Origin of the sequence: Microcoleus sp. Pol11C2, from assembly GCF_036701505.1 — a bacterium.
GTDB lineage: Bacteria > Cyanobacteriota > Cyanobacteriia > Cyanobacteriales > Microcoleaceae > Microcoleus.
Genome location: NZ_JAUBQX010000063.1, coordinates 1 through 25,323 on the forward strand (window position 1 = coordinate 1; position 25,323 = coordinate 25,323).

A 25,323-nucleotide genomic window follows, 5' to 3' on the forward strand; every position below is an offset into this window, starting at 1 on the left:
ACGTCAATATACTTACACACAGAAAATTATTTAGGATTGTTTATAAATATAGAAAATCATTTAGGATTGCTATAGTGGGTTGACTTTCCCTATCTCTATCATTGCTTCGGGCCCCTGCCTCTGTAAAGTCGGAAAAGTCGGATCTTTGGCATGAGGACAAAATTACTTGGGAATTTTAACCGCAGAGGGTGGCGGATGTACGTGCTATGGACGCAGATGAATGTTGAGTTTGGTCAAGTAGGATCGATAAAACCCGCAAGGCGAGGGAATTACGATCGCGCTATATTGTGGATACATAAAGATATGCCTCTAGATTCTATGAATAACGAACAAGCTACTTTCAATACAGTCTCCGAACACGAGATTTTTGGCGATCGCGATTTTCCATCTTGGTTAACCCAACAACAAATTAGCCTCGCTTGCACTACCTATCAAACCAGCAGGTTAATGTTAATCGGTGCTGTCCCAGAAACGAACAGAATCTCGGCTTTTTGGCGAATATTTGATCGCGCAATGGGGCTTTACTGCACTCCGGAACGCCTTTATTTAAGTTCAAAATATCAACTCTGGCAATTAGATAATGTCTTAGAAACCGGGAAATTATACCAAGGATACGATAAATTATATATACCAAGAATCGGCTATACTACAGGTGATATCGACATTCACGATATCGCAGTCGATAAAAATAATCAAATCATTTTTATTAGCACTTTGTTTAATTGTATCGCTACTTTGAGCGATCGCCACAGTTGCAAACCTCTCTGGAAACCCGGTTTTATCTCACAATATATAAATGAAGACCGCTGTCACCTCAACGGTTTGGCGATGGTGGCTGGGGAGGCGAAATATGTCACGGCGTCGAGTCAGTCGGATGTGGTAGATGGCTGGCGCGATCGCAGACAAAACGGCGGTATAGTTATTGATATTGAATCTAATGATATTATCGTCACCGGATTGTCAATGCCGCACTCACCCCGGTGGTATCAAGACAAATTGTGGCTGCTGAATTCGGGGCGGGGAGAATTGGGTTATGTGGATTTAGACACAGGGAAATTTGAGGCAATTACGTTTTGTCCGGGATATGTCCGAGGACTAGCATTTTGGCAAAACTGGGCAATAGTTGGACTCTCGAAACCCAGAGGTGGTGACAACACTTTTAGCGGTTTAGAATTGGATGAGTTGTTGGTAGCAAAGGATGCTGAGCCTCGCTGTGGTATGATGGTGATTGATTTGACTACTGGGGCGATCGTTCACTGGTTGCGGTTTGAAGGAATTGTCACAGAACTCTATGACGTGCAAGTGATTCCGGCAGTGCAAAAGCCTATGGCTTTGGGTTTTCAAACGGATGAAATTGCTCAGTTAATTACTTTGGAACTTTAATATCAATTCCGGTGGCACTCAGACATGATTATGAAAAAGATCGATCGTTGTAGCAAGACATTGTAAAATTGCTAGAAGTGCGATCGCTTTGGCAACGACCAACCCAAGCCCTGAAAACATCCTCGCTCAGTTAAGCTTCATCAGCCTGGGAATCAATAACGTATTGATGTCATTGCTCGCGGGGATTGTTAGCTGGCGCGCCCTCTTAGAAAAACAATCGCAGCATCTGTTTTTCATGGGTTCTGCGTTCAGGATTCGGAGATTGAGTTGACAAGCTGTACGGCATTTAAATTGGATATTTCAATGCCGTATCAAAATTCGTCCAATCCCCGCATCCACTCAACGTGCCACCTGCCGCATATATTCCCCCCACAACTGAGCGGCATTTGAACTACCTCCCCCAGTCGGAGAATTATCATCATTTCCCAACCAAACTCCTGTCACCAGTTGCTGACTCGGAATATAACCGACAAACCACAAATCTCGATTATCATTAGTCGTGCCTGTTTTTCCAGCTTCTCCCAACCCCAAAGCAGCACTGCTGCCCGTACCTCCGCGCACAACACCTTGCAGCATATCAGTCATCGTATCCGCTACGGCTTCCGAAACTAACTGCCGATTGGCAATGCCATCTTTTTGATAGTCATAAATCACCCGGCAACTGTTAAAATTATTTCTATCTTTGCAATCGCTGCTGTCAATAATTCGCTTAATTACGTGGGGGCGATTTCCCAAGCCCCGATTGGCCAAAACACCGAAAGCCCCCGTTAATTGCAACACATTAACTTCACTTTCTCCTAATACTAAACCCGGGTTAGAACGCAGTTCAGAAGTAATCCCCAAACGCCTAGCCATTTGCACTACATTTTCTAAGCCGACATCTTGTTGTGCTATTCTCAAAGCAATTGCATTTTCCGACAACGCCAAGCCGCGATACATATCCGCACTGCCGCTGGTTCTTTCGCAGGCGCTGTAACTTTGTCCGCCCCAGGAAAGGGGGGCGCAAGAATAAGTTTTATCGGGTGAGATTCCCTGTTCCAGGGCGGCTGCATAGGTGAAAATCTTAAATGTAGAACCGGGCTGTCTCAAAGCTTGGGTAGCCCGATTAAACTGACTTTTCAAATAATCTACGCCCCCAACTAAAGCTAAGACTTCCCCGGTTGTACTATTGAGAGTCACCACGGCTCCTTGAGAAAAACCTGCACTGGCTCCCGCGTTTTCAACAGCATTTCTGAGGGAACTTTCCGCCAACTTTTGCAGGCCGGGGTTCAAACCTGTTTCTACAATAAAATTGCCTTCTCTTGCTAACTGCTCCCCGAGCAAAAACTCCAATTCGTCAAATACATAATTGTAGAAATAAGGAGCGATCGTACTTTGCAGATATTGGCGAGCTTTGGGATTGATCTCAATTCGCGATCGCCTCGCGCGATCTGCTTCTTCCTGAGAAACCGTCCCCAGTGCCCGCATCCGTTCGATTACTCGATCGCGGTACTGCACCGCCAATTGATAATTTTGAATCGGATTAAAACTGTTTGGCGCAGGCAAAATGCCCGCCAAAGTTGCCGCCTCTGACAAAGTTAAATCCTTCGCCGACTTCCCAAAATAAAACCGAGACGCATCCTCAAAACCGTAAAGGTCTATTCCTAAAAACACCCGATTTAAATAAGTCAGCAACAGCTCATCTTTGCTGTAATAAGTCTCCAGTTTAAAAGCAACTACGGCTTCCCGCAACTTGCGTCCTGCCGAATCTTGAGTTCCCACATAATCTCGAAACAAACTCCTCGCTAACTGCTGCGTCACAGTGCTGCCACCTTCGCGAATTCCTCCCCCGCGAACATTGGTCAAAAGCGCCCGCAAAACCCCCAGCGGATCGACTCCCAAATGCCAATTGTAGCGGCTATCTTCCGAAGCAAGTACCGCCTTGGATAAATAAGGCGAAAAATCCTGCAATTTTTTTAATTCTAAGTGAGCGTTATTCTGAGGAGGACGCAGGGGAGTTTGCCCGTCGCGCGCGTAAACAATCACGGGGCCATTGATACTTCTCGGCAGAGGCCGCACTTGAAACTTTGTGGATTCCATCCCTACCAACGCGGCAATCAAAGCAGTGATTCCGCTAACGCCATAAAAGCTATAACGCACCAGTTCCAAATACCAAGGCGGCGGATATACGTACTGAATTCTGACAGCGGCGGCTAGTTCCGGCGGTCCTAAAGTGAATACGTCTCCGTGACGCAGGGACATACTTTTAATTCGCCTTTTCCCGCTGTAAATGCCGTTGGTGGAGTCTTCATCTTTGATGACAAAAGGAGTCCGCCGCCGAGTATCGCGTGACAGGGATAAGTGCACGTGACTGACAACGGGGTTGCGAACCACGATATCTGAAGATTTGGACGATCGACCTAACAAATATCGATCGCCCAACAGCGGATAAACCTCAGCTTTAGCTGCACCCGCATCCTGTACCCACAATTCGGGTACTTTGGCGTTTGGTTTCAGCGCTAGCTGGTTAAAATTAACCTTGGCAATAGTCTGGACTGCTTGGGTAATTGCACCCAAGACGGTTTGAGGTTTGCGGGGCGGCGGCGGTGGGGTCATATTTCGCTGTGCACTACGATCGAGCGATCGGCTCTTGCACCATTCTACTCGCAACTTTTGGCTAATTTCAGGATCTGCCCCACAGAAGGAGGCGAGCGTCGGCTAGTGGCGATCGATTTTAGGGTGATTGGTGAACTCGCCCGGAATCCGTTTATTGAGCAAATCTCTACCCAACCACAAACAATCCTGCTATCACGAGAGAATTAAAGAATCATAAACTTGCCAAAAAATCAACACTTTAAATCAAATTTATCCCTAATTTACCCACACACTTTCCATAATTAAAACCCCCCTTGTTCAAGGGGGGTTAAAAGCCGAAAATCAGCTTGATTCTCCTTACATCGAAGAACCCAAACCGGCATAAGCACCGTAGAAGAAAAGGCTCACAATGCTCAGAACACCGAGACCTGCGACAGTAGCTACCAGCCACAAAGGAATTCTGCCACTTTCACTAAACATAGCTATCACCTCACTAATTCACAGCTAAACACATTCGATCGAACTATTGAAAGCTAACTCAAACACCAGTTAATTAAAGAAATAACTGGAAAACAAAATACCCAAAACAAAAATCAGCAACAAACCCAAATACAAAGAAGTCCGGTTTAACTCAACAGGCTGCTCGTTGGGATTAGGAACGCGCTCAGGCATTGTAAACTCCTATCGTTGAATAAATTGCATTGCTGCGATCGCGCCCAAAAAGAAAATTGTTGGGACACCTAAAGTATGAACTGCCAACCAGCGCACCGTAAAAATCGGATACGAAATTGGCTCATTATTTGGGGTTCTGCTCGTCATTTTTCCAAATCCTTGTTAAATTACTTGGCAATGAACTGATCTACTTGTTTCTTAGCTTCAAAGCGATCCGAGATAATCGGCACTTCTTCCCGCTGCGGTGTGAAATACTGGTTAGGGCGAGGAGTTCCGAAAGCATCGTAAGCCAAACCCGTTTGCACAAACAGCCATCCAGCAATAAACAAAGCTGGAATGGTGATGCTGTGAATTACCCAATAACGGATACTTGTAATAATGTCCCCAAACGGACGTTCTCCAGTTGTACCAGCCATTTAGAATCCTCCTTTCAACAACAAATTGACAGACAATCTCTATTACTATTCTACTATCAAGCAGCTTGCGCTGAACCTTGATATTTAAGTAGAGTACCGCTCGCGCCGATCACAAATCCGCGATCGGGCCCCATAAAGACAATCCTGTAAAAATTAGCCGGAACATCTTCAACTTCGCGGTCTTTTAGCCAAGTTTTCCCGCCGTCCAAACTGCACAGCAAATTGCCGCCGCCGCCGGCTACCCAAACTTCATTATCAGTCCGGTAAGCCATGTCCAGCAAACCCCAACTCGCCTTGCGATCTGGAAAAAACGGTTTTCCCCAACCTTCAGGATTGGACGGGTCGCTAAACTGAATCTGACCGCCGCGGGCGAGCATCCACAAACGCCCGTCCTTGGTAAAACCCATATTTTGCAGGCGGCGAGAACTATTGCGGTTGTGAGGTTCCCAAGCTTCTTGTCCTGGTTTCCACACCGAGTAGAAGTTGCCCTTTGAGGAAACTGCAACATACTGCCCGTCTTCAGAACGGTTGATATTGCGAACTACGCCAAAAGAATCCTGCACGACAGCTTTCCAATTTTTGCCGCCGTCGGAAGTCCGGTAAATCGCCCCGACATCCGTCGTCATCTCGGCGGAATTCGGGCCCAAAGCCGCGATCGTACTCGGAGAACCAGGCAACTGACTGCTCAAAGCAATCCGCGTCCAAGACTTGCCCTCATCGTTCGTGTGGAGCAAAACAGAAGGCTGGCCGACAATCCAGCCTTCGGAACCCGAAAAACTCACCGACGCAAAACGCGACCTAGGATCATCGATATCCAGTGCTATAGGCTTCCAGCTAGTGCCACCGTCAAGGGTTTCGAGCAGAGTCGCCTCAGAACCCACAACCCAGCCGTGCTGAGGATTGCCCGTAAAGGCAATATCCTGCAAATTAGCTTCCGTCGGCAAAGAAATCACTTGCCAGGGGTTGTAACTCACAGAACCGATGGTGCTGCAACTCGTACAGATGAGCGCAGCGGCCAATAACATTACAATTCGTTGCCAAAATCTCACAAACGTTTTACTGCAAACCATACATACTAAGTAACAACAAGAAACCAACGACCAAGCCGCCAAAAATCAGCAAACTTTTCTGACCTTCGGTCATGCCGTTGACACCGACACCGTAGCGCTGATTTGCCTTAAATCCCGATACCCCTTCCTGCTGACCGAGATTTTGAAACGCCGACTTGCGCGCCCCGCAAACGGGACAGACCCAAGTTTGGGGCAAATCTTCAAAAGCCGTGCCAGGGGCAATGTCATTTTTAGGATTCCCTTTTTTCGGATCGTAGACGTAGCCGCAGGCGCGGCACTCGTGCCGATCGAGGGTCTTAGTCTCAGTGGCTCGATCGCTCATAGCTCCAAAAGAGTAGGTAAGCTAATCTTAAAATATACATTAAAAATTATTGCAGAAGATGGAGGATTAATCTCAACCAACTCGTAATTTTAGCTACCCACAATCTATATAATGTAAAGACAAGTTACAGAACCCTTTCACCTAGGCAGTAATTATTCACCGTGTTTGCACTCAGCGGCTACGAGTATTTCTTAGGCTTCCTGTTAATTTCCAGCCTAGTCCCTATCCTCGCCCTCACGGCGTCTAAGGTACTGCGGCCCAAAAGTCGTCCCTACGACCGACGCACTACCTACGAATCCGGCGTCGAGCCGATCGGCGGAGCCTGGATTCAGTTCAACATCCGATATTATATGTTCGCCCTGGTCTTCGTCATCTTCGACGTAGAGACCGTCTTCCTCTATCCTTGGGCGGTTGCTTTCAACCAGCTAGGACTGTTGGCTTTCATCGAAGCCTTGTTTTTTATCACGATCCTCGTTATTGCTCTTGTCTATGCATGGCGCAAAGGAGCCTTGGAATGGTCTTAAGTTCTGACAAATCACAAAAACCTCTAATTGTCAACCCCGCAGAGCGCCCGCAAGTCACATCCGAATTATCAGAGAACGTCATCCTGACAACAGTGGATGACCTCTACAATTGGGCGAGACTTTCGAGCCTGTGGCCGCTGCTTTACGGTACCGCTTGCTGCTTCATCGAATTTGCAGCTTTGATCGGATCGCGCTTTGACTTCGACAGATTCGGCTTAGTACCGCGATCGAGTCCGCGACAAGCCGACCTGATCATCACCGCCGGCACAATTACCATGAAGTACGCCCCCATCTTGGTGCGGCTGTACGAACAAATGCCCGAACCAAAATACGTGATCGCGATGGGTGCTTGCACCATCACCGGGGGAATGTTCAGCGTAGACTCCACCACAGCAGTCAGAGGCGTTGACAAACTGATTCCCGTAGACGTGTACATCCCCGGCTGTCCCCCCCGCCCAGAAGCGATTATTGACGCAATTATCAAACTGCGGAAAAAAATCGCCAATGATTCTATGCAAGAACGGGCCAATTTGCTGCCAACCCACCGCTACTACACCAGACCCCACAAAATGAAAGTAGTAGACGACATTTTGGACGGCAAATATTTGTCAGTTCCGGGCAGGATGGCGCCACCGAAGGAATTGACCGAAGCAATGGGAATGCCAGTACCGCCGGCTTTGCTTGCAGGACAAAAACAGGAGGTAAACCGTGGCTGAGACAGAATCTGCAATTGTTGAAGCCGGGAAGGTTTCTCAGTGGTTGACTCAGAATGGGTTTGAACACGAAGCTTTAGCGGCCGATAATTTGGGCGTGGAGATATTAAAGGTCGATCGAGACTTCTTAATTCCGATGTCAACAGCACTGTATGCCTACGGGTTTAATTATATGCAGTGCCAGTGCGCCTACGACCAAGGGCCGGGAGAAGATTTAGTCAGCGTCTACCACTTGGCTAAACTGACAGATAATGCTTCCAAGCCTGAAGAAGTGCGCGTCAAAGTATTTATTCCTCGCGAAGATCCGAGAGTACCATCAGTCTACTGGATTTGGAAAGCGGCCGACTTTCAAGAGCGGGAATCCTACGATATGTACGGCATCGTCTACGAAGGACATCCGAATCTGAAACGGATTTTGATGAACGAAGATTGGGTAGGCTGGCCGCTGCGGAAAGATTACATTTCCCCTGATTTTTACGAATTGCAAGACGCTTATTAAGTGAGTTTTGCGAGGGCGGGTTTAGATCGTAAAATTGGACTTTTAAAGTTGAGTTTTATGCAAAACCCGCCCTCTGTTTTTTGGCTAATTTGGATTTTTTAACCGCAGATACACGCAAACTCCCTATGACGACTCTGACCGTATAAATTCTTTGTTCTGAGGCTGAGGCGGCAGTATTTTGAGTAGCCGAGTCTCAAGACCCAGAACCTCTGCTTTACGGCATCACAGAGGGAAAGGCTGTTGGGACCTATTTGGAGCAAAAATTTAGACTCTATCTCAAGCAAAAGTATGAATTTTATAGATGGCTATTCAGCAAGCGGTATCGATTTCCGGCGTTGCATAATTGTGATATGAATAGACGTTAAATCTAATGAAATGCCCTGAATATGGCTCCAGCCATATCCGTAAAAATGGCAAGATGAGAGGGAAGCGCTCATCATATTTGTGTCGATTGTCATCGTCAGTTTATTGATGTTTACACAATCTCCAAAGGATACTCAGATGAAATTAAAGCGCAATGTTTGAAAATGTATGTCAACGGCATGGGATTTCGAGGTATTGAGCGCGTCACAGGAGTCCATCACACCACCGTCATTAATTGGGTCAGACAATTAGGAGAACGCCTACCGTCCGCCTATGACGAGCGAGACCACTCCAGAAGTGGGGGAGTTGGATGAACTAGAAACTTTTGTAGGGTAAAAAAACCTGGTTGTGGACAGCAGTAGACCACTTTTAGCCAGGAATCTTAGGGTGGGTTTTGGGCGACCGAGCGTGGGAAGACCTTTGTCTCCTTGTGGGAGCTTGTAGCAACATGGAATTGTTGGCGTTGCTGAATCAAGGTATGAATGCCCCAGGAATGGGAATATCGTAAAATTTCAAGTAATGTATTAATAACTTAATAGAATGCTTGAGCATTTTCTCACACTTAGAATAACAAAGAGTCTTCCGATGTAATCTGGCTAAATAATGTCTTAGTCTTGTATTTTCTCCTTCTACTCGTGTCATATAAGTCTTACTTATAATCTGAGCCTCATCAGGAATAAACATGGGATATACAGACCATCCATCAGTTACATAAAAGTAGCAGTTCCATGCACTTACTTGGTTCCATAATGGTTCAAATGTCTTAGCACTATGATCGCCTAATACCCATCCTAAAATTCCTGGTCGAAAGTGGTCAACCGCTGTCCACAAGCAGATTTTGTCTGTTTTTTTTTACATAAGTTTGTAATTCATCGAGCTCACCAACTTCTGGAATGACTTCCGGGTCATAAACCTCTGGTAACAGTTTTCCGACTTGTTTTACCCAATTTATTACCGTGGTATGATGAACTCCCTTAACTCGTTCTATCGCCCGTAAACCCATACCATTGACGTACATTTTTAGGCAATCACGTTTAATGCTCTCGCTATAACCTCGATGGGATTCATACTGATTAATGAATTGACGACCACATTGGACACAAATGTGATTCTGTTTTCCTTTCTTCTTGCCGTTTTTACGGATATGGGTTGATTTACATTCTGGGCATTGCATAAATTATTCCTCCTATTCATACTCTAACTCAGCAACGCCTGAATTCCGAGGTGTTGTCGCCAATTAAGCGCAATGTCCCTGATGGATCGGGTTTTAAAGCCATAGGTAAAACATCTGTGTGTTGGTAGATTACTAACCCTACTAATTGAGCCAATACTGGCTCACAAGTGGGTCCCAATTCAATTAGAACCGTATTCAATATAACTCGAAACGGTATTTTCCAAAAGCATAGCAACAGTCATGGGCCCCATTCCTCCCGGCACCCACGTGATAAATCCGGCTACTGTTTTAACAGCATCAAAGTCCATATGTATCGGGGGTCCAAGGACTCGTACCGTCTGGATTGACAACGCCGAATTCACGTTGTTGCTATCTTGAATTCCTCACGGTAAATCTTAGTGATTAGTGATTTCGATCCGATCATGAAATCGCTACTACACCAACTTTCGTCCGCCAAGGCTCACTCAAAGAGTAAATAATTTTACAAGACTTACGCTGCATAGTCAATTTTTACACTACCCATAGTAGTAAGGTGCGAAATACGCATCCTACTACTAGCGTTTCTGCCTAAGTTCTGTAAATATCAGGAGTTAATTTGTGGCTAACAATATGATAAGTTTTTCCGCTCACCACTGATTGTCCTGAACTTAGAAATCCTGAACGGAAACAATCCTGCTTTCTAGTTCATTAGGCGTTACATTGTCTACAAAACCTAAAATCGCGTTAGAATTCCTGACTCTGATTAGAGTTCCTGAATAAACTCCGGTAATTCCGCCTCTGGGTTGAGTTGCTGAAGCAGATCCACTTGCGTCTGCCGGACCTGGAGGGAGTAATGGTTGTAAAGCTTGCGGCAGATCGAAAGTATATGTTAATGCCACATTCTGTATCGGCTCCAACACTATATCATTGACCGTTAAGTCACTCGCTAATCCCATGCGATCAATATCAGGATCAAAACTTTCGATTATATCACTAGAATTGATATCTCTATTGGCAGGATCTATTTCCAGAACGCATAAATTATTGCCAAACCCACAACTTAAGAAGTCTCTGCCCAAGCCGCCAACCAGAGTGTTATTCCCCTCTCCGCCGTCTAAAGCATCGTTGCCTCTACCCCCAAATAAAATATCATCGCCAGCCTCTCCAAGAATAAAATCAGCATCTAGACCACCACTGAGGGAGTTATTCCCCTCCTGTCCATACAGTGCATCTTTTCCTTTTCCCCCAAATACTGAATCATTGCCTGCAAAACCTATGAGAATATCTTCCCCTTCATTTCCCAGGATTAACTCGCTAGCCCCTGAGCCATTTACTGTATCATCCCCATCGAGCGCCCAAGCTCCTAAAGGGAAGTTGGCTAAATCTCCAGGAAAAAGTTGAATCAATTCCGAGGTGTTGTCGCCAATTAAGCGCAATGTCCCTGATGGATCGGGTTTTAAAGCCATAGCTAAAATCTTTGTGTTTTGGTAGATTACTAACCCTACTTGAGCCAATACTGGCTCACAAGTTGGTCATAATTCAATTAGAACCGTATTCAATATAACTCGAAACGGTATTTTCCAAAAGCATATCAACAGTCACCTGCCCGATTCGTCCCGGCACCGGCGTGATAAATTCGGCTACTCTTTTAACAGCATTAAAATCAACATCTGGGGCCAAACGACTCGTACCGTCTGGATTGACAACGCCGAAGTCGCGTTGTTGCTATCTTGAATTCCTCACGCTAAATCTTAGTGATTAGTGATTTCGATCCGAGCATGAAATCGCTACTACACCAACTTTCGTCCGCCAAGGCAGACTCAAAGAGTAAATAATTTTACAAGACTTACGCTGCACAGTCAATTTTTACACGACTCATAGTAGTAAAGTGCGAAATACGCACCATACTACTAGCATTTCTGCATAAGTCCTGTAAATATCAGCAGTTAATTTGTGGCTAACAATATGATAAGTTTGTCAGGCCACCACTGATTGTCCTGAATTTAGAAACTCTGAACGGAAACAATCCTGCTTTGTAGTTCATTAGGCGTTACATTGTCTACCAAACCTAAAATCGCGTTAGAATTCCTGACTCTGATTAGAGTTCCTGAAACAACTCCGCTAATTTCGCTGAGAAAAACTGGAGGAAGCAATAATTGTAACGCTTGCGAGACATCGAGCCTATATGTAAATGTCACATTCTCTACCGGCTCCAACACTATATCATTCACCGTTAAGCCACTCGCTAATCCAAGGCGATCAACATCAGGATCAAAATTTGTTATCGCATCACTAGAATTGATATCTGTCGTGGCAGTATCTATTCCCAGAACGCATAAATTATTGCCCCTGCCACAAATTAAGTAGTCTCTGCCCAAGCCGCCAACCAGAGTGTTATTCCCCTCTTGACCGTCTAAAAGATCATTGCCTCTACCCCCAAATAAAATATCATCGCCTGCTCTTCCATAAATCAAATCAGCATCTAGACCACCACTGAGGCAGTCATTCCCCTCATGTCCATACAGGCCATCTTTTCCTTTTCCCCCAAATACAGAATCGTTGCCTACAAAACCTCTGAGAACATCTTCCCCTTCATTTCCCAGGATTAACTCGCTAGCCTCTGAGCCATCTACGGTATCGTCGCCATCGAGCGCCCAAGCTCCTAAAGAGAAGTTGGTTAGAGCTTCAGGAGAAAGTTGAATGAATTCCGAGGTGTTGTCGCCAATTAAGCGCAATGTCCCTGATGGATCGGGTTTTAAAGCCATAGCTAAAATCTTTGTGTGTTGGTAGATTACTAACCCTACTTGAGCCAATACTGGCTTACAAGTTGCCCCCAATTCAATTAGAACCGTATTCCATATAACTCGAAACGGTATTTTCCAAAAGCATAGCAACAGTCATCGGCCCGATTCCTCCCGGCACCGGCGTGATAAATTCGGCTACTGTTTTAACACCATTAAAATCAACATCTCCGGCCAAACGACTCGTACCGTCTGAATTGACAACGCGGTTAATACCGACATCAATTACTACTGATCCAGGTTTGACCATATTAGCTGTAATCATTTCTGTGCGACCGACTGCAGCTATTAAAATATCGGCTTGATTGGTAATCGATTCTAGGTTTTGCGATCGCGAATGAGCTACAGTAACAGTGCAGTCGGCTTCTAATAGCATCAGTGCCATCGGTTTACCCACCAAAATACTCCGTCCCAAAACTACAGCATTTTTTCCTTTCAAATCAATCTGGTATTCTTGCAATAACCGCATCACTCCCGCGGGAGTACAACTCCGCAAACCTTCCTCCCCACGCACGAGACGGCCTAAATTTACAGGGTGAAGTCCGTCAGCATCTTTGTCGGGGGCAATTTGGTACAGCAGCGAAATTGCGTCTAAGTGCTCTGGTAGCGGTAATTGAACTAAAATGCCATCTACTCGATCGTCGTCGTTGAGTGCACGAATTGCAAGTTCTAGTTCGGCTTGAGTTGTGTTTGCGGGGTAATGCTGGCCGAAGGAAGCTATGCCAACCTTAGCGCAGGCTCGCTCTTTATTGCGAACATAGGCTGCGCTAGCGGGGTTGTCGCCCACCATCAGCACCGCAAGTCCAGGAGGACGGCCCTTTTGGGGTTGTAGGGCGCGGACTCGATCGCTCAGCTCGCTTTGAATCTTTGTCGCTAAAGCTTTGCCATCTAGTATTTGAGCAGTTTTGGCATCCATTGTAGACTCTGGGTTAGGGGCTGACGATTTTAGATTTTAGCTTAATCCCCGTCAAGGACTACACTAGAGAAATTTCTTACTTGCGATCGATTCTTGGGATTCTGTTAAAGTAAGTCGTATCTCAAATCTCAAATCAGTTGACCAATGACTACTGCAATTAAGCAAGTTTGGGTTCAAAGATTCTGTACCAGCTCTTTATCGCTAATCCTCGCCAGCGGTTTTTTCAGTTGCGGCAATTTACCCATGTCTCAACTTAATCTTGGCTTTAATGTGGCTAGCATTGGCGACGTTCAACAAAAGCGGCAAGTCGATGCTGAAGTTTATCTTCGGGGGAAGGTAGAAAATCGCGCTCCGTTTGTGGGGAATGCGGCTTATCAACTTCAAGACGGTACGGGTACGATTTGGGTTTTAACTAACCAAGTTTTGCCCCAGCTTGGCGATGAAGTCTTGCTGAAAGGAGAAGTCCGCTACAAGAGTATTACTCTGAAGGAATTGGCCGGAAAGGATTTAGGTGAAGTTTATGTTGAGGAAATGGAACAATTAAAGCGCACTCCAGCGGCAAATAAATAAAAATACCAATATGCTAATTTGTTTCAAGGATTAAGTACGTCCATTTCATAAAAATCAAAATTTTGTACTTGCGCCCAAGCGAGGTTGCTATGTTTATTTCTGCTGAAAGTTTATAGACGATAATATCGCAGTAGGGACGGGTTTATCGGCTCTTTTGTTTATATTACAGATTAGGGTAAACCTGCCCCTACTACACCACATTCTCCTCTTTTTCCTCGATAACTTCTTTCCTTTTCCTTCTATACTCAATATCCAGCGGTTAAATCCGTAAAATCCCATACATTGCTTGTGACCGAACTTTTTTATGACTAAACTTCACGTTGCGATCGCGATTTTGTACCAAGACGGCAAGTTTCTCTGTCAGTTGCGAGACGATATTCCTCACATCAGGTATCCCGGACAGTGGGCTTTGTTTGGCGGACACTTGGAACCGGGAGAAACGCCGGAAGTTGCTCTAGTGCGGGAATTATCAGAGGAAATTGGCTATGCTCCTCCAAGTATTTCTTTTTTCTGTTCCGATGTCGAAAAAGATGTGGTTCGCCACGTTTTTCACGGACAACTTAGTGCGGATGTCAAGGATTTAGTTTTGCTTGAAGGTTGGGATATGAAGTTGTTGACACCCGATCAGATTCGGGCCGGCAAATGCTTTTCTGAGCAGTCAGGAGATGTGCGACCTTTTGGGATTGCTCACCAACGTATTTTGTTAAATTTTATTGACTCGATTTGATAAAATTGGCACGCACCCTACATTGCATGGGTTTGAGCAGGGAGATACTCGTAAGGTGCGCCCGGGCGTGCACCCTACATTGCAGGGGGTTTAACTGTTAAGAGCGAGCAGCAATCATCCCCGTTTGGCGCGCGTAGTCAAACAACCCTCCGGCATCTATTACCGGGCCTACTTCTCCTAAAGGTTTGAGCGAGAAAGTTTGATCGAGAGTGTGGTTGACAATTACCTCTGCTGTAAAATCGATCGTCACTTCTTGCCCCGTTACAAACAAGTCGCAGAGCCGCTCGACTGATTCGATCGGGTACAATTCGCCAGTAGCCGAGCAATTGCGAAAGAAAATGCGTGCGTAAGACAAAGCCACCACTGCTGTGACGCCGGCGGCCCCCAGAGCGATCGGAGCGTGCTCCCGCGAAGAACCGCAGCCAAAATTTTCGCCCGCTATTATAATCGGATACCGGGTTTTCTGTTCACCGGATTCGATAAACTTACCGTAGCGATCGGGCAACCCAATCATAGCGTAACTGCCTAGTTTCTCGTACTCATCCGGCTTCGAGGGAACCAGGGTCAGGTATTCGGCAGGGATAATTTGATCTGTATCGATGTTGTCGTCTACAACAAAAATTTGACCGCTAATTACTTTACCCATAGTTTATTTCCTGTTAGCCTCGCTCGATGCTGTGGTGATAATTTTAAGTGGATCGGTATGCAAGATTTGCATCTGTTCATTTTAACCTGGCAGTGTCAGTGATAACCTGTATGAGTAAAAATTAGATCCGAGACTTTGGGTTAACAATTAACAGATTGCTAAGCGTCAAGATAGTTTTATGGCAAATCCAATAGATGACATTGCTCGACAAGCTCGCGAGGGCTCGGTTGCATCGATTATTCAAATCCTTAATGACGAACTGGCACAGGTAGGGGTCAGGGCCCGAGCCGTGTTTGCAGACGGGGTGCTGCAACTGCTGTGCGAAGCTGCAACGCCCCAACTGCTCGAAGAGTCTAGTTTGGTCGATCGAGTCCGAGAAATTTTGGAACGCATTTCGCCCCACAATATTCGCCGAGTCAACATCAACAGCCGGCTTGTCCGAGAACACCAACTGCTGTGGCTAGAAGAAATTAGCCGCGATGCCGAAAATCAACTGTTGTGGTCTCAAGAAATTAAACTCCGAAAGCCGAATTTGTTCAAGCGTTTAACCACCGCCCATCACGAACGACAAGCGGTGGCAGGCAAGCGGGCTTTGCCGAGAATGGCTATACCTCGATCGATGCAGCAACCGCGGCAATTTCAGCGCGGTATCGTCGGCGGCATCAGCTTGACCGTGCTGTTGCTTGCAGCAGCGGCCGCCATCCACAAAGGACTTAATTCCCAAGTGCCAAACAGCACACAAGTCAGCACCCAAGCAGTTGCCAGTGCCCCTCCCTCGGAGGTAAAACCTGCTTTGAAAATTTCTAAGGAGACTGTTAATTCTGCTGTTGACTCTTTTGCCCAAGCAGTGCGAGTAGCCGAACAAGCAGCCACCGAGGGCAAAACTGCTCAATCTCGCGAGGATTGGTTAGTCGTAGCTGCTAAGTGGCAGCAAGCTTCCGATTTGATGGCCGCCGTGCCTTCCAAGCATCCCCGCTATACAATGGCTCTGAACCGTACTGCACTTTACCGCCAAAATAGCGATAAAGCCCAACAGGAAGCACAAAATAAGTAAGCAGGTAAGTCGGATAAATTTAAACTAAGAGTTCGCCGCGCTGCTCTAGGTGTTGTGAAAAATGAGTTTTTGAGTCAAAACTCGGAAACTCTCAGTTATGTTATGAGTGATAATTTGGGGAATTTCAATTTTTGCGATCGGCGTTACTCGATCGGCCGATTGGTATCAAAATAAAAATTTGTTAAGATCACAAACTTAAATAGGAAATATCACAGGGTGAGAAGAGGGGTGTCACTAAGCCGTCTCTAGAAAAGCTTCATACTACTAATAACCGTCAAAATTAGCGGGAATGGGATTGATAATCATTCGGTAAAGGAGGGTAAAGTTCATCCCTTACAGATCCAAGGCTAAAAAACAGGAAAATAGAACTCGGTCAGATCTGGGTATATTTTTACATATCGAGCGACCCGCCGACCGGCTGCACAAACACAGAAAGCAGACTCATAACGGTCAAGCCGACGGTTATGGAGAGGTTCTAGATTGGCAGCGGGAGCCGGCTCAAACATCTTAGAATAAAGGCTTGGTTGCCATGATCGATCGCCAGGGAAATCAAGACTTTACTTTGATCGACCGATCGGCCTCAGAGTTTTGCACTTTGCATTTACCCCAAATCGCAGAACCATTCTCAGTCCCAAAATTTCTGGATCGTCTTATGCAGTTCCAGGTCGATCCTGCCCTTCTCGGGCGACAAATTTCCCAAATTCTCGCGACCAGCTTTGATCGAGAAATCCTGCTGATGCAAATAGCCAATACTTTGGGGGTTGCATGGGGGGCAGATTTCTGTGTGGTTACTGCTGTGGTTGACCAGAAAGTAGTACATCCGAATGCTTACTGGCAAAATAGGAGCAATCTCCCGTCTGTTGCGGGTGTTGCGGATTCCACTGAAACACCAGAACACCCCCAAACTACAGGATTAAAACCGCCTAGCAGATCACTCGAACACCCCGCTTGGGCAAACGTGCTAGTAGACGGCGAGATAGTGGCGATATCGGACTCTCTTGATATTCCGGCAGCTTCCTCGCCCAATTCCCCTGTGACACCGCTGCCTTTTCGGGCAATTTTGGCAGGGCCTGCGCGATTTGGAGGGGCTGTAAATGGCATGATGATTATTGGTAAGTCGCAACCTCACGAGTGGTCGGTAGCCGATCGGCAGCGCCTTGAAGCAGCATCAGACACGATCGGCAGCGCGATTTCTCACCTTCAAAAAACTCAAGAAATTGCCAGCTTAAACGAACAGTTACAGCGACAAGCTAAATACAAAAATCTACTGAGGTCAGTTGCTGCCTCGATCCACACAAATTCAGAAGTTGATCGAATATTGCAGCAAGTTATTGAAAATACCGTCGATACCCTGGAAGTAGATATAGGCCAAATCCTGCTATTGAAATATACAGATCCTCTATTTACAACTCGCTCCCCCAATACAACTCCCAAAGCGAAAGTCGAATTAGTTTGTGAATCAGTTGTAAAAAAAGAGCCAAACAAACAGCCAATACCACAAAGCGCGATCGGCAAAAAAAGCTCAACATCCAAAACAAAAAACAAGGATAAAACTGCTAATTCTAAATCCAAAATTCCCAACTCAAAACCACATAACTCTCCCGCTTTTTGGCTGTCAGAATCTAATTTGTGCCACCAAGCATTCCACAGCGCACCCAAACCCCTCGCCCTCGCTGACGCAGGCGCATTAATCGGCAAAGAACAAGAGGCAGCCACAGAAATTTTGAAACTCCAAGGCATCCGCGGCTTGCTGCTGGTTCCCCTCACGGGCGGTAGCTGCCAGGAAACAGTTTTGGGTTTCTTGGTTTTGCAGCACTCGAAGCCGCGCACTTGGAGCCCGGAAGAATTAGAAGTTCTGGAATCAGTCAGCGCTCAAGCGAGCAAGATGATTGTCCAAACTCAAACGCTTAAGGAATTGCAAACCGCAGTCTTAGACAGAACCTCTCAGTTGCAGCAAAGTCTAGACGTGCAGGGAAAACTGTACGAACAATCTGCCAATCAGCTAGAGCAAATGCGGAAATTGAAGCTGGTTAAAGACGAATTTCTCAGCACTCTGAGTCACGAGTTGCGTACCCCTTTAACAATCATGAAACTGGCGATTCTGATGCTCAAACAAGCTGAACTGCCGTCAGCGAATCGGACTAAGTATCTCGATATTCTAGAACAGCAGTGTTCTAAGGAAACTGATTTGGTTAACGATTTGCTGGCCCTCAAGCAGTTTGAGCCTCAGCAAGTCCCGATTTCTCTAATCAAAATCGATCTCAACCGTTTATTTAAAGATTTAGTTAGGGATTTTGAAAAACAGTGGGCGGATAAGCAATTGACTCTTAAGGTGGATTTGCCTAAGTTGACCCCTTGCTGGGAAACTGACCCGGACATTCTCAATCGGGTACTGCTGGAGCTGCTGACGAATGCTGGAAAATACTCTGCTTCTGGAACTGCGGTAGTTTTGGAGGCGTCTGAGGCAACCGGCTATATTGTCCTGAGCATTTCTAATGTCGGGCGCGGCATTTCTGCGGCTGATTTGCCCCACATCTTTGACAAGTTCCGCCGTGGCACGGGCATTACTGACCAAGCTATCGCCGGTACGGGTTTGGGTCTGGCTCTGGTAAAGTGTTTAGTGCAGCACTTGAATGGTACTATTGATGTATCTAGCTGTCCGACAGAAAGTTCAGAATCTGACAATTTGTGGCGCACATCTTTTACTTTGACTCTGCCGCAATTTGCAGCGGAACTCTGTAATGTAGAAGAATAGTTCGGTTGAGAACCTGCTGGGAATTGGCCGCGAACAGGCGAAACTAGAAGACTTGCCAGAAAAGGGAGATTGGGAAATGTCGTAAACACTACCAAGTCCTCTGTTTTGAATTGTTTGTCTGGTTGCCGTCTAAATTGCCGGTTCTCAATTGCTGATTTTCCCCAGAACTTATATTATGTCTGGTTATTAGCCCGTACTTAGCGGGTGTTTGTAGTGAGTGCGACTGTCCTTTATTTATGAATTAATCAGGACTTGTATTACTTACTAGGAACTTAATTATAATTGTATAGTCGGAGATGATATTACGCAGTATAGACCAAAGAAACTGAGTTTTTTAACTGTTTCAAAGGCCTGCAATCCGTCTTTTTGTACAAGCCGGTTTCTGCGTCCTGGATTGTCCCTAAAAATTGTCACGGTGCATGGAATTAGATCGCCAATATTATGCTCACAAAAGCTGCACCTAAAACCCTGCGTTGGCAACGTTCTAAATATTCGCCACTGGCACGGCAAATAGACATTTTTGCAGCGGCGGGAAAGTTTATGTTTTTTTTGTGGTGGGACGCACTGCTGCAAAATAATTCGCCTCATACTAGAAGAATTCGCGCTCATTGGTTGGTCAATACTTTGCTGAATTTAGGCCCGACTTTTATTAAAATCGGGCAGTCTCTCTCGACTCGGGCGGATTTGCTGCCACTTGAATATGTCAAGGAACTCGAACAGTTGCAGGATCGGGTTCCTCAGTTTAGTTCCGAAGAGGCGATCGCTCTTGTAGAATCAGAGTTAGGCAAGGATATTTATGCTTTGTACCGCGATTTTGACCCGTCGCCTCTGGCTGCTGCGAGTCTGGGACAGGTGCACAAAGCAAGGCTGCACACCGGGGAAGATGTGATTGTAAAGGTGCAGCGTCCGGGTTTGGAAAGTTTATTTGATTTGGATGTGAAGGCGGTGCGCCAAGTGATGCGTTTTTGCGATCGCTATTTGCCTGGGACGCGCAAATATGACCTGGAATCTATTTATCACGAGTTTTTTAAGATTTTATATCAAGAAATTGACTACGTGCAAGAAGGTAAAAATTCCGATCGCTTTAGCCATAATTTTCGAGAATATCCTCAAGTTATTGTCCCGAAAGTCTACTGGCAATATACGACTAAAAAAGTGCTGACTCTAGAATACGCACCAGGCATTAAGGTGGACGACCGCATTAGTTTAGAGGCGATAGGAGTGGATATTGTGAAGCTCAATCAACTCGGAATTTGCTGTTATTTAAAACAGTTGTTAATTGACGGCTTTTTTCAAGCTGACCCGCATCCGGGAAATTTGGCGGTGACAGAAGATGGTAGCTTAATTTTTTACGATTTTGGGATGATGGCTGAGGTGAAGTCTCTGGCTAAAGACCAAATGGTCAAGACTTTTTTTGCTGTGATGAGAAAGGATGCTGACGAGGTACTCAATACTTTAATTTCGATCGGCTTGGTTGAGCCGATGCCGGATATGATGCCGGTACGCCGGCTGATTGCTTTTCTTTTGGATAAGTTTATTGATAAGCCGATCGACTTTCAAGCTTTTAATGAAATTAAAAACGAACTTTACATCATGTTCGAGCAGCAACCGTTTCGCTTGCCTGCAGAAATGATGTTTATTGTCAAGTCGGTAACGACTCTCGACGGCATTGCCCGAACTCTCGACCCTGATTACAATTTCCTAGCATCCGCTCAGCCTTTTGTCAAAAGTATTGCGGTGAGCAAGGGGCGGGGAAATGCCATCGGAGAATTGGCAAGGCAAGCGCGGAGTTTTATTACATATAAGTTACGGCAGCCGAGCAAATCGCAAGTTTTTCTCAACCGTTTGGAGCAGCGAATTGAAGAGGGCGAAATGCAAATTAGAGTGCGCAATCTAGAGAGCGAAAGAGCCTTGAAACGCATTAACTTAGCCCTGAAAACTCTAATTTTCGCTTGTTTGACTGGTTTTGTGTTTTTGTCGGGTGCAGTGCTGCTAGTGGGCGGATATCAAACGGGGGCGATCGCAGCTTTTGCGGTTTCGGGATTCGGTGGCTTGTTTGTGTTGCGCTCGTTGTTAGACTTGTTGGTTAAGGAAAAGCTCGATCGAATGGTCGATCAATAAATATACGGGGTAATTGGGAATTGCGATCGTAAGCTGCTACGCATTTAAATTGAATCCAGATCCTGGCTCTGGGGCCCGTTCCACAATAGCAGACGGTAGGCTGACATTGGTACTGCAAACTAAACTTGTCAACATAATTTGCGACTTTAGGTAGGGGCGGATTCTCAAAGCACGAAGTTATACTCCTAACATATATTAAACGCGATCGCCCGCCCCTACAAAAAATGTACGCCCAAAAATTGCTAAAACCAGACGGCCGCCCACTCACACTGTACAGCCGCTATCCAATCCCAGAAGGTATCGCGGCCGTAAGTCCCAGCAATGAACCCGTAGAGGCAAACCCTCACTTTCGCTGGCATCCTTTGCGGGGGGAATGGGTAGCATACGCCAGCCACCGTCAGGGAAGAACTTTCATGCCGCCGCCGGAATACAACCCCCTGGCAGCTACAATTAACCCTAAGTTTCCGACAGAATTGCCGCCGGGAGATTACGATGTAGCAGTGTTTGACAACCGCTTTCCCTCGATGACTTTGCAAGCAAAAAATGCACCTGCAAATATTGTCGAAACTTTGCCCGCCAAAGGCATTTGCGAAGTCGTTGTTTTCACTCAAGATCCCCTGGCTTCATTGGGCGCTTTGGAGTTATCTCACTTGGAATTGCTGTTAGAAGTATGGGCAGATCGCACTTCAGTTATTGGCAGCAATCCCGAAATTGAATACGTCTTGCCCTTTGAAAATCGCGGCGTCGAAGTCGGAGTAACCTTGCACCATCCCCACGGGCAAATTTACGCTTATCCTTTCGTGCCTCCGGTGCCGGCACGGATGCTAGAATGTCAATCGGTTTACTATCAAAAAAACAGTAGCGGTTTGCTGCAAGATTTGATTCAAAAAGAGATTGCCGACAAACAGCGAATTATTTATTTAGACGAAGAGGCGATCGCCTTTGTCCCCGCTTGTGCCCGCTACCCTTACGAAGTGTGGATTGCCCCGATCGCCCCCGCTGCTACATTTATCGATTTGACGGAAAAACAGCGTCAATCACTCGCTAAAGCATTAAAAACAGTCACCCTCAAATATGACGGTTTGTGGCATCGCCCATTCCCTTATTTGATGGCTTGGTTTCAAGGGCCCACAGACGGCAAACCCCATCCAGAAGCGCATTTGCACGCCCAATTTTATCCGCCCTATCGATCGAGCGATCGGCTAAAATACCTCGCAGGAACCGAACTCGCCGCCGGAATGTTTGCCAACGACGCTTTACCAGAAGAAAAAGCTAAAGAATTGCAAGCGGTATCGGTCAATCTATTTTAGATGTTAGATTTTGGGTCAATATATGACAAACTCATTCAACAAAGAAGTCGATATAAAACTCGAATTCATCCGCAAAGCCTTAACCGAAACAAAAGCGATCGCCCTTCGCTTGCGAGGCACTGACTGGTTTGCTTGGGCCACAGCCGGCGGTTCCCATACAGTATTGCTAACTGCAGAAACCGGAGTTGCAGAAATATTAATTACTGCCGAAAACGCTTGGGTTCTCACCGATGAAATCGAAGCTCAACGCTTGCAAGACGAGGAATTGCCAGCCAACTTTCAAATGCACATCTATCCTTGGGCAGATGTTGCACAGCGCGAAGCTTTCGTCAAAGAAATTACAGGTGACGGTAACGTCATGAGCGATCGGCCAATTTATCCCAAAGAAACGCCAATAATCGCATCTTTACAGTCTCGCAAACAGACAATGATGTTAAGCGAATTAGAGCGATACCGGCGAGTCGGGCGTTTAGCCAGCGAAGCGATGACAGAGGTACTTTCCGCAGCCAAACCAACATGGACAGAATATCAGCTAGCGGGAGCCGGTGCAGAGGCTTTGTGGGCGAGAGGTTTGCATCCAGCCCTGACATTAGTTGCTGGAGAAAGGCGTTTACCAATGTACCGCCACGCCACAGCTACCGCCGAACAAATTGGACGACAAGCAATGTTAGTATTTTGCGCGAGAGGATGGGGTTTGTATGCAAATTTAACCAGATTTGTCTGTTTCGATTTTCTTGGGGAAAAGCATTCAGAGTTGCACCGACAAGTCAGGGAAATTGAAGCAGCGGCGCTAAATTTGTGTCGGCCGGGAGTAACGCTGAATGCGGTTTATGAAACGCTTAAAACTGCTTACGAAGAGCACGGATATCCTCAAGCACTTGCGGAACACCATCAAGGCGGGACTACCGGATATTTGGCGCGGGAAATTGTGGCGAATCCGGCTACTTCAGATATTTTGGCAGAAAATATGGCTGTGGCTTGGAATCCGAGTTTGTCGGGAGCAAAGATTGAGGATACGTTTTTAATTCACAGCGATGGAACGTTGGAAAATTTGACTTTTGATCCGAATTGGCCCAGTGTAGAAGTAGCGGGAAGGTTGCGCCCTGTGCCGTTGGAAATATGGGACGATCGACCTTAGTCAATTTAACTTATCGCTTGAGTATAGAAAAAAAGTACACTACCCTACAAAACGCATTAAATTGAGTTCAGATCGCCGTACTTAATGTTTTGTTACATACTTAGGATTTTTCCCACCGACTTACTTAAGCAAAAACGCTGCCACATAAGGGTTTCCAGCACTTCTAGTTATGTAAAAGATTTTTCAAAACCGGGAAAGTCTCACTCCGTATTGGTTGGGATCGGAACGATAGCAGCAGGCGGCGGAAGTTCCCCTGACTCTACCCCACAGCCCTGTCTTTTAGTCTGCAGTTTCTAATTCCTCTAATTCTTGCGTAGACTGCCATCCAGCTTGCCAGAGTGATCTGTCTTTGAGCTGTGCGGCGTTCAGCCAAAAACGTACATTTGGATCGCAAGCCGCCACCATTTCTGCAAATACCCATTTACCTTCGTTTTTTCGGTTAACGACTTGAAAGTGTCGCCACCCCCAAGTTTTTTGGTGTGAAGTCCATCGGGAACCAACTAAATAAGGAAATTTTTGTTTTTTGCTCACAGTATTTTTGTGGAAAAATATATTAGAAAGCAAGTGAATTGTAATATAGCCATCCTAAATCCTTTGTGTAATTCTTGTAGGGGCAAACCCCCCGTGGTTGCCCCCATGAGGCAGGGGTAGGCAAAGAAAGGTACTATCCCTATATATTTTTACGACTCCTGCAAGGGTTGCTATAACTCGTTCTGTTGGATGATATTAATTCCCTATTAAAGCTCGTCAAATCCTCTCTCCCTCTCCCCTTCTCTCGAACATACCAGATAATATAGAGATCCTGCTGCTTACATGAGAGTTCACCTAAACTCTATCTGCAAGTAGATGCGTTTATTGTAACTTGCAGCAGTTTCTCATCGGGGTTCAAAAGTAAGGGCAGTTCAATGACTGCCCCTGTAATTAGTTATACCTATTGAATAGGATAATTTTTCAGGCGATCCACAAATAGCAAATTTATCCAGTACCAGCTAAATGGTGAATCTCAAATCTAAAAGCAAATAACCCAGGTTATAGTTGTGCAGAATAATCCCTTCTGTGAAACTTACTCAAATCTACTTTTAGAGCAGGTTTGACGTTCACTTCCTGCTTCTACCAAAGCGGTCGGCCGCTTCTTGTCCACAGGCGTGTTTTCGAGCCCAACTTTCCCTACAAACATTTTTTCAATCTTAATCGTGTTTCATTGATCCTGTACAGCTCAAGAAAAACGCACTTTTAGGTAAGATTGACTAATTTCTTTGATTTTGTCGCTACGTCTTGATTACTTCCCTGTTAAGGCTTTTGGCCCGATAAGTCCAGAGGAAGTTGGGGAAGCCGGAGGCGAACCGCATTTGTTTGCAGCCAGAGAGTGATGGCGTGCTTCCGTTGCGGAGTCACGTACTCTCCCGGTCGGATCACGCCAGCACAGACGCCGATGTTTTTCATAAGGGTTTCTCGCTCCGATGAACTTGCACCCTGTAGCAACCTGACTTGGGCTTTGATAAAATCCACGTTCATAGCTGAAAGTAAAAGTAAGTAAAGAACTCAGTTAAATAGCGATGCTTTGCTTCCGATTGTAACTCTAAAACCACTTGGTAT

The 25,323-nt window shown here is 45.9% G+C and carries 25 protein-coding genes and 3 pseudogenes; 12 read left to right on the forward strand and 16 right to left on the reverse strand.

The window, feature by feature from the left end:
* Positions 1-318: 318 nt before the first annotated feature.
* Positions 319-1,383, forward strand: coding sequence for a TIGR03032 family protein (locus QUA42_RS24350; protein ID WP_333140868.1), 1,065 nt, complete (start codon positions 319-321; stop codon positions 1,381-1,383).
* Positions 1,384-1,722: 339 nt separating this feature from the next.
* Here QUA42_RS24350 and QUA42_RS24355 read toward each other — a convergent pair whose 3' ends face one another.
* The 7 genes from QUA42_RS24355 to QUA42_RS24385 all read right to left on the reverse strand — a co-directional run bounded on the left by QUA42_RS24355 (position 1,723) and on the right by QUA42_RS24385 (position 6,437).
* Entirely contained in the window at positions 1,723-3,978 is a 2,256-nt protein-coding gene (locus QUA42_RS24355) for a transglycosylase domain-containing protein (RefSeq protein WP_333061154.1), read from the reverse strand.
* A gap of 336 nt (positions 3,979-4,314) precedes the next feature.
* Complete coding sequence (locus QUA42_RS24360; protein WP_006635506.1) at positions 4,315-4,437, reverse strand: photosystem II reaction center protein J; 123 nt, start codon at positions 4,435-4,437, stop codon at positions 4,315-4,317.
* Between the two features lie 69 nt (positions 4,438-4,506).
* Positions 4,507-4,629 (reverse strand): photosystem II reaction center protein L, encoded by a 123-nt coding sequence (locus QUA42_RS24365; protein WP_015176850.1) that lies wholly within the window; start codon positions 4,627-4,629, stop codon positions 4,507-4,509.
* Between the two features lie 9 nt (positions 4,630-4,638).
* Positions 4,639-4,776 (reverse strand): cytochrome b559 subunit beta, encoded by a 138-nt coding sequence (gene psbF, locus QUA42_RS24370; protein WP_006635504.1) that lies wholly within the window; start codon positions 4,774-4,776, stop codon positions 4,639-4,641.
* Positions 4,777-4,796: 20 nt separating this feature from the next.
* On the reverse strand, positions 4,797-5,045 hold the full coding sequence (gene psbE / locus QUA42_RS24375; RefSeq protein WP_006635503.1) for a cytochrome b559 subunit alpha: 249 nt from the start codon (positions 5,043-5,045) through the stop codon (positions 4,797-4,799).
* A gap of 56 nt (positions 5,046-5,101) precedes the next feature.
* Entirely contained in the window at positions 5,102-6,115 is a 1,014-nt protein-coding gene (locus QUA42_RS24380) for a photosynthesis system II assembly factor Ycf48 (RefSeq protein ID WP_333140833.1), read from the reverse strand.
* Positions 6,102-6,437: a rubredoxin gene (locus QUA42_RS24385; protein WP_190661728.1), complete on the reverse strand. Its 336-nt coding sequence runs from the start codon at positions 6,435-6,437 to the stop codon at positions 6,102-6,104. Before QUA42_RS24385 ends, QUA42_RS24380 begins: the two co-directional genes overlap by 14 nt.
* Positions 6,438-6,598: 161 nt before the next feature.
* Here QUA42_RS24385 and ndhC point away from each other — a divergent pair, with 161 nt between their 5' ends.
* The 4 genes and pseudogenes from ndhC to QUA42_RS24405 form a co-directional block, all read left to right on the forward strand.
* The gene (gene ndhC / locus QUA42_RS24390) at positions 6,599-6,961 is read left to right on the forward strand and encodes a photosynthetic/respiratory NAD(P)H-quinone oxidoreductase subunit C (protein ID WP_006635500.1); all 363 of its coding nucleotides are present in this window, start codon (positions 6,599-6,601) and stop codon (positions 6,959-6,961) included.
* Positions 6,952-7,677, forward strand: a complete 726-nt coding sequence (gene ndhK, locus QUA42_RS24395; RefSeq protein WP_333042724.1) for a photosynthetic/respiratory NAD(P)H-quinone oxidoreductase subunit K — start codon at positions 6,952-6,954, stop codon at positions 7,675-7,677. Before ndhC ends, ndhK begins: the two co-directional genes overlap by 10 nt.
* Positions 7,670-8,173 carry an NAD(P)H-quinone oxidoreductase subunit J gene (locus tag QUA42_RS24400; RefSeq protein WP_333140835.1) on the forward strand — a complete coding sequence of 168 codons (504 nt, stop codon included), beginning with the start codon at positions 7,670-7,672 and terminating at the stop codon, positions 8,171-8,173. The genes ndhK and QUA42_RS24400 overlap by 8 nt, the downstream gene beginning before the upstream one ends.
* 370 nt (positions 8,174-8,543) lie before the next feature.
* Positions 8,544-8,997, forward strand: a pseudogene (locus QUA42_RS24405) (IS1 family transposase); the annotation flags it as partial.
* A 10-nt stretch (positions 8,998-9,007) separates the two neighbouring features.
* Here the strand turns inward: QUA42_RS24405 and QUA42_RS24410 are convergent.
* The 6 genes and pseudogenes from QUA42_RS24410 to folD all read right to left on the reverse strand — a co-directional run bounded on the left by QUA42_RS24410 (position 9,008) and on the right by folD (position 13,406).
* Positions 9,008-9,710, reverse strand: a protein-coding gene (locus QUA42_RS24410) for an IS1 family transposase (protein WP_333140837.1) whose coding sequence is annotated in 2 segments (ribosomal slippage) — positions 9,008-9,389 and positions 9,388-9,710 — 705 coding nt in all. Because the reading frame shifts where the segments join, the coding sequence is not laid out codon by codon here.
* Positions 9,711-9,889: 179 nt separating this feature from the next.
* Positions 9,890-9,991, reverse strand: a pseudogene (locus tag QUA42_RS24415) (bifunctional 5,10-methylene-tetrahydrofolate dehydrogenase/5,10-methylene-tetrahydrofolate cyclohydrolase); the annotation flags it as partial.
* A 366-nt stretch (positions 9,992-10,357) separates the two neighbouring features.
* On the reverse strand, positions 10,358-11,155 hold the full coding sequence (locus tag QUA42_RS24420) for a calcium-binding protein (protein ID WP_333140841.1): 798 nt from the start codon (positions 11,153-11,155) through the stop codon (positions 10,358-10,360).
* Between the two features lie 73 nt (positions 11,156-11,228).
* Positions 11,229-11,378: pseudogene (locus QUA42_RS24425) on the reverse strand (bifunctional 5,10-methylene-tetrahydrofolate dehydrogenase/5,10-methylene-tetrahydrofolate cyclohydrolase); the annotation flags it as partial.
* 314 nt (positions 11,379-11,692) lie between these two features.
* Complete coding sequence (locus QUA42_RS24430) at positions 11,693-12,454, reverse strand: calcium-binding protein (protein ID WP_333140843.1); 762 nt, start codon at positions 12,452-12,454, stop codon at positions 11,693-11,695.
* A gap of 73 nt (positions 12,455-12,527) precedes the next feature.
* The gene (gene folD / locus QUA42_RS24435; RefSeq protein WP_333140845.1) at positions 12,528-13,406 is read right to left on the reverse strand and encodes a bifunctional methylenetetrahydrofolate dehydrogenase/methenyltetrahydrofolate cyclohydrolase FolD; all 879 of its coding nucleotides are present in this window, start codon (positions 13,404-13,406) and stop codon (positions 12,528-12,530) included.
* A 144-nt stretch (positions 13,407-13,550) separates the two neighbouring features.
* On the opposite strand from folD, the gene QUA42_RS24440 reads away from it, so the two are divergent.
* Together QUA42_RS24440 and QUA42_RS24445 are read left to right on the forward strand one after the other, a co-directional pair.
* The gene (locus tag QUA42_RS24440) at positions 13,551-13,976 is read left to right on the forward strand and encodes a DNA-binding protein (RefSeq protein WP_333061110.1); all 426 of its coding nucleotides are present in this window, start codon (positions 13,551-13,553) and stop codon (positions 13,974-13,976) included.
* A 304-nt stretch (positions 13,977-14,280) separates the two neighbouring features.
* On the forward strand, positions 14,281-14,703 hold the full coding sequence (locus tag QUA42_RS24445; RefSeq protein ID WP_333042406.1) for an NUDIX hydrolase: 423 nt from the start codon (positions 14,281-14,283) through the stop codon (positions 14,701-14,703).
* Between the two features lie 97 nt (positions 14,704-14,800).
* Here the strand turns inward: QUA42_RS24445 and QUA42_RS24450 are convergent, their stop codons facing one another.
* The gene (locus QUA42_RS24450) at positions 14,801-15,349 is read right to left on the reverse strand and encodes a LeuD/DmdB family oxidoreductase small subunit (protein ID WP_333084947.1); all 549 of its coding nucleotides are present in this window, start codon (positions 15,347-15,349) and stop codon (positions 14,801-14,803) included.
* A gap of 178 nt (positions 15,350-15,527) precedes the next feature.
* On the opposite strand from QUA42_RS24450, the gene QUA42_RS24455 reads away from it, so the two are divergent.
* The 5 genes from QUA42_RS24455 (at position 15,528) to QUA42_RS24475 (ending at position 23,727) form a co-directional block, all read left to right on the forward strand.
* Positions 15,528-16,403, forward strand: a complete 876-nt coding sequence (locus QUA42_RS24455; RefSeq protein ID WP_333140847.1) for a hypothetical protein — start codon at positions 15,528-15,530, stop codon at positions 16,401-16,403.
* A 529-nt stretch (positions 16,404-16,932) separates the two neighbouring features.
* A complete protein-coding gene (locus QUA42_RS24460; protein ID WP_333140849.1) occupies positions 16,933-19,158 on the forward strand; it encodes an ATP-binding protein in 2,226 nt (741 codons plus the stop codon).
* A 441-nt stretch (positions 19,159-19,599) separates the two neighbouring features.
* The gene (locus QUA42_RS24465; protein WP_333140851.1) at positions 19,600-21,279 is read left to right on the forward strand and encodes an AarF/ABC1/UbiB kinase family protein; all 1,680 of its coding nucleotides are present in this window, start codon (positions 19,600-19,602) and stop codon (positions 21,277-21,279) included.
* Positions 21,280-21,503: 224 nt separating this feature from the next.
* Positions 21,504-22,589: a galactose-1-phosphate uridylyltransferase gene (galT, locus tag QUA42_RS24470; protein ID WP_333140853.1), complete on the forward strand. Its 1,086-nt coding sequence runs from the start codon at positions 21,504-21,506 to the stop codon at positions 22,587-22,589.
* A gap of 22 nt (positions 22,590-22,611) precedes the next feature.
* The gene (locus QUA42_RS24475; protein WP_333140854.1) at positions 22,612-23,727 is read left to right on the forward strand and encodes a M24 family metallopeptidase; all 1,116 of its coding nucleotides are present in this window, start codon (positions 22,612-22,614) and stop codon (positions 23,725-23,727) included.
* A 279-nt stretch (positions 23,728-24,006) separates the two neighbouring features.
* Here the strand turns inward: QUA42_RS24475 and QUA42_RS24480 are convergent, their stop codons facing one another.
* Complete coding sequence (locus QUA42_RS24480) at positions 24,007-24,258, reverse strand: TIGR02450 family Trp-rich protein (protein ID WP_242725377.1); 252 nt, start codon at positions 24,256-24,258, stop codon at positions 24,007-24,009.
* Between the two features lie 759 nt (positions 24,259-25,017).
* Positions 25,018-25,242, reverse strand: a complete 225-nt coding sequence (locus tag QUA42_RS24485; RefSeq protein ID WP_333042394.1) for a hypothetical protein — start codon at positions 25,240-25,242, stop codon at positions 25,018-25,020.
* Positions 25,243-25,323: the final 81 nt, after the last annotated feature.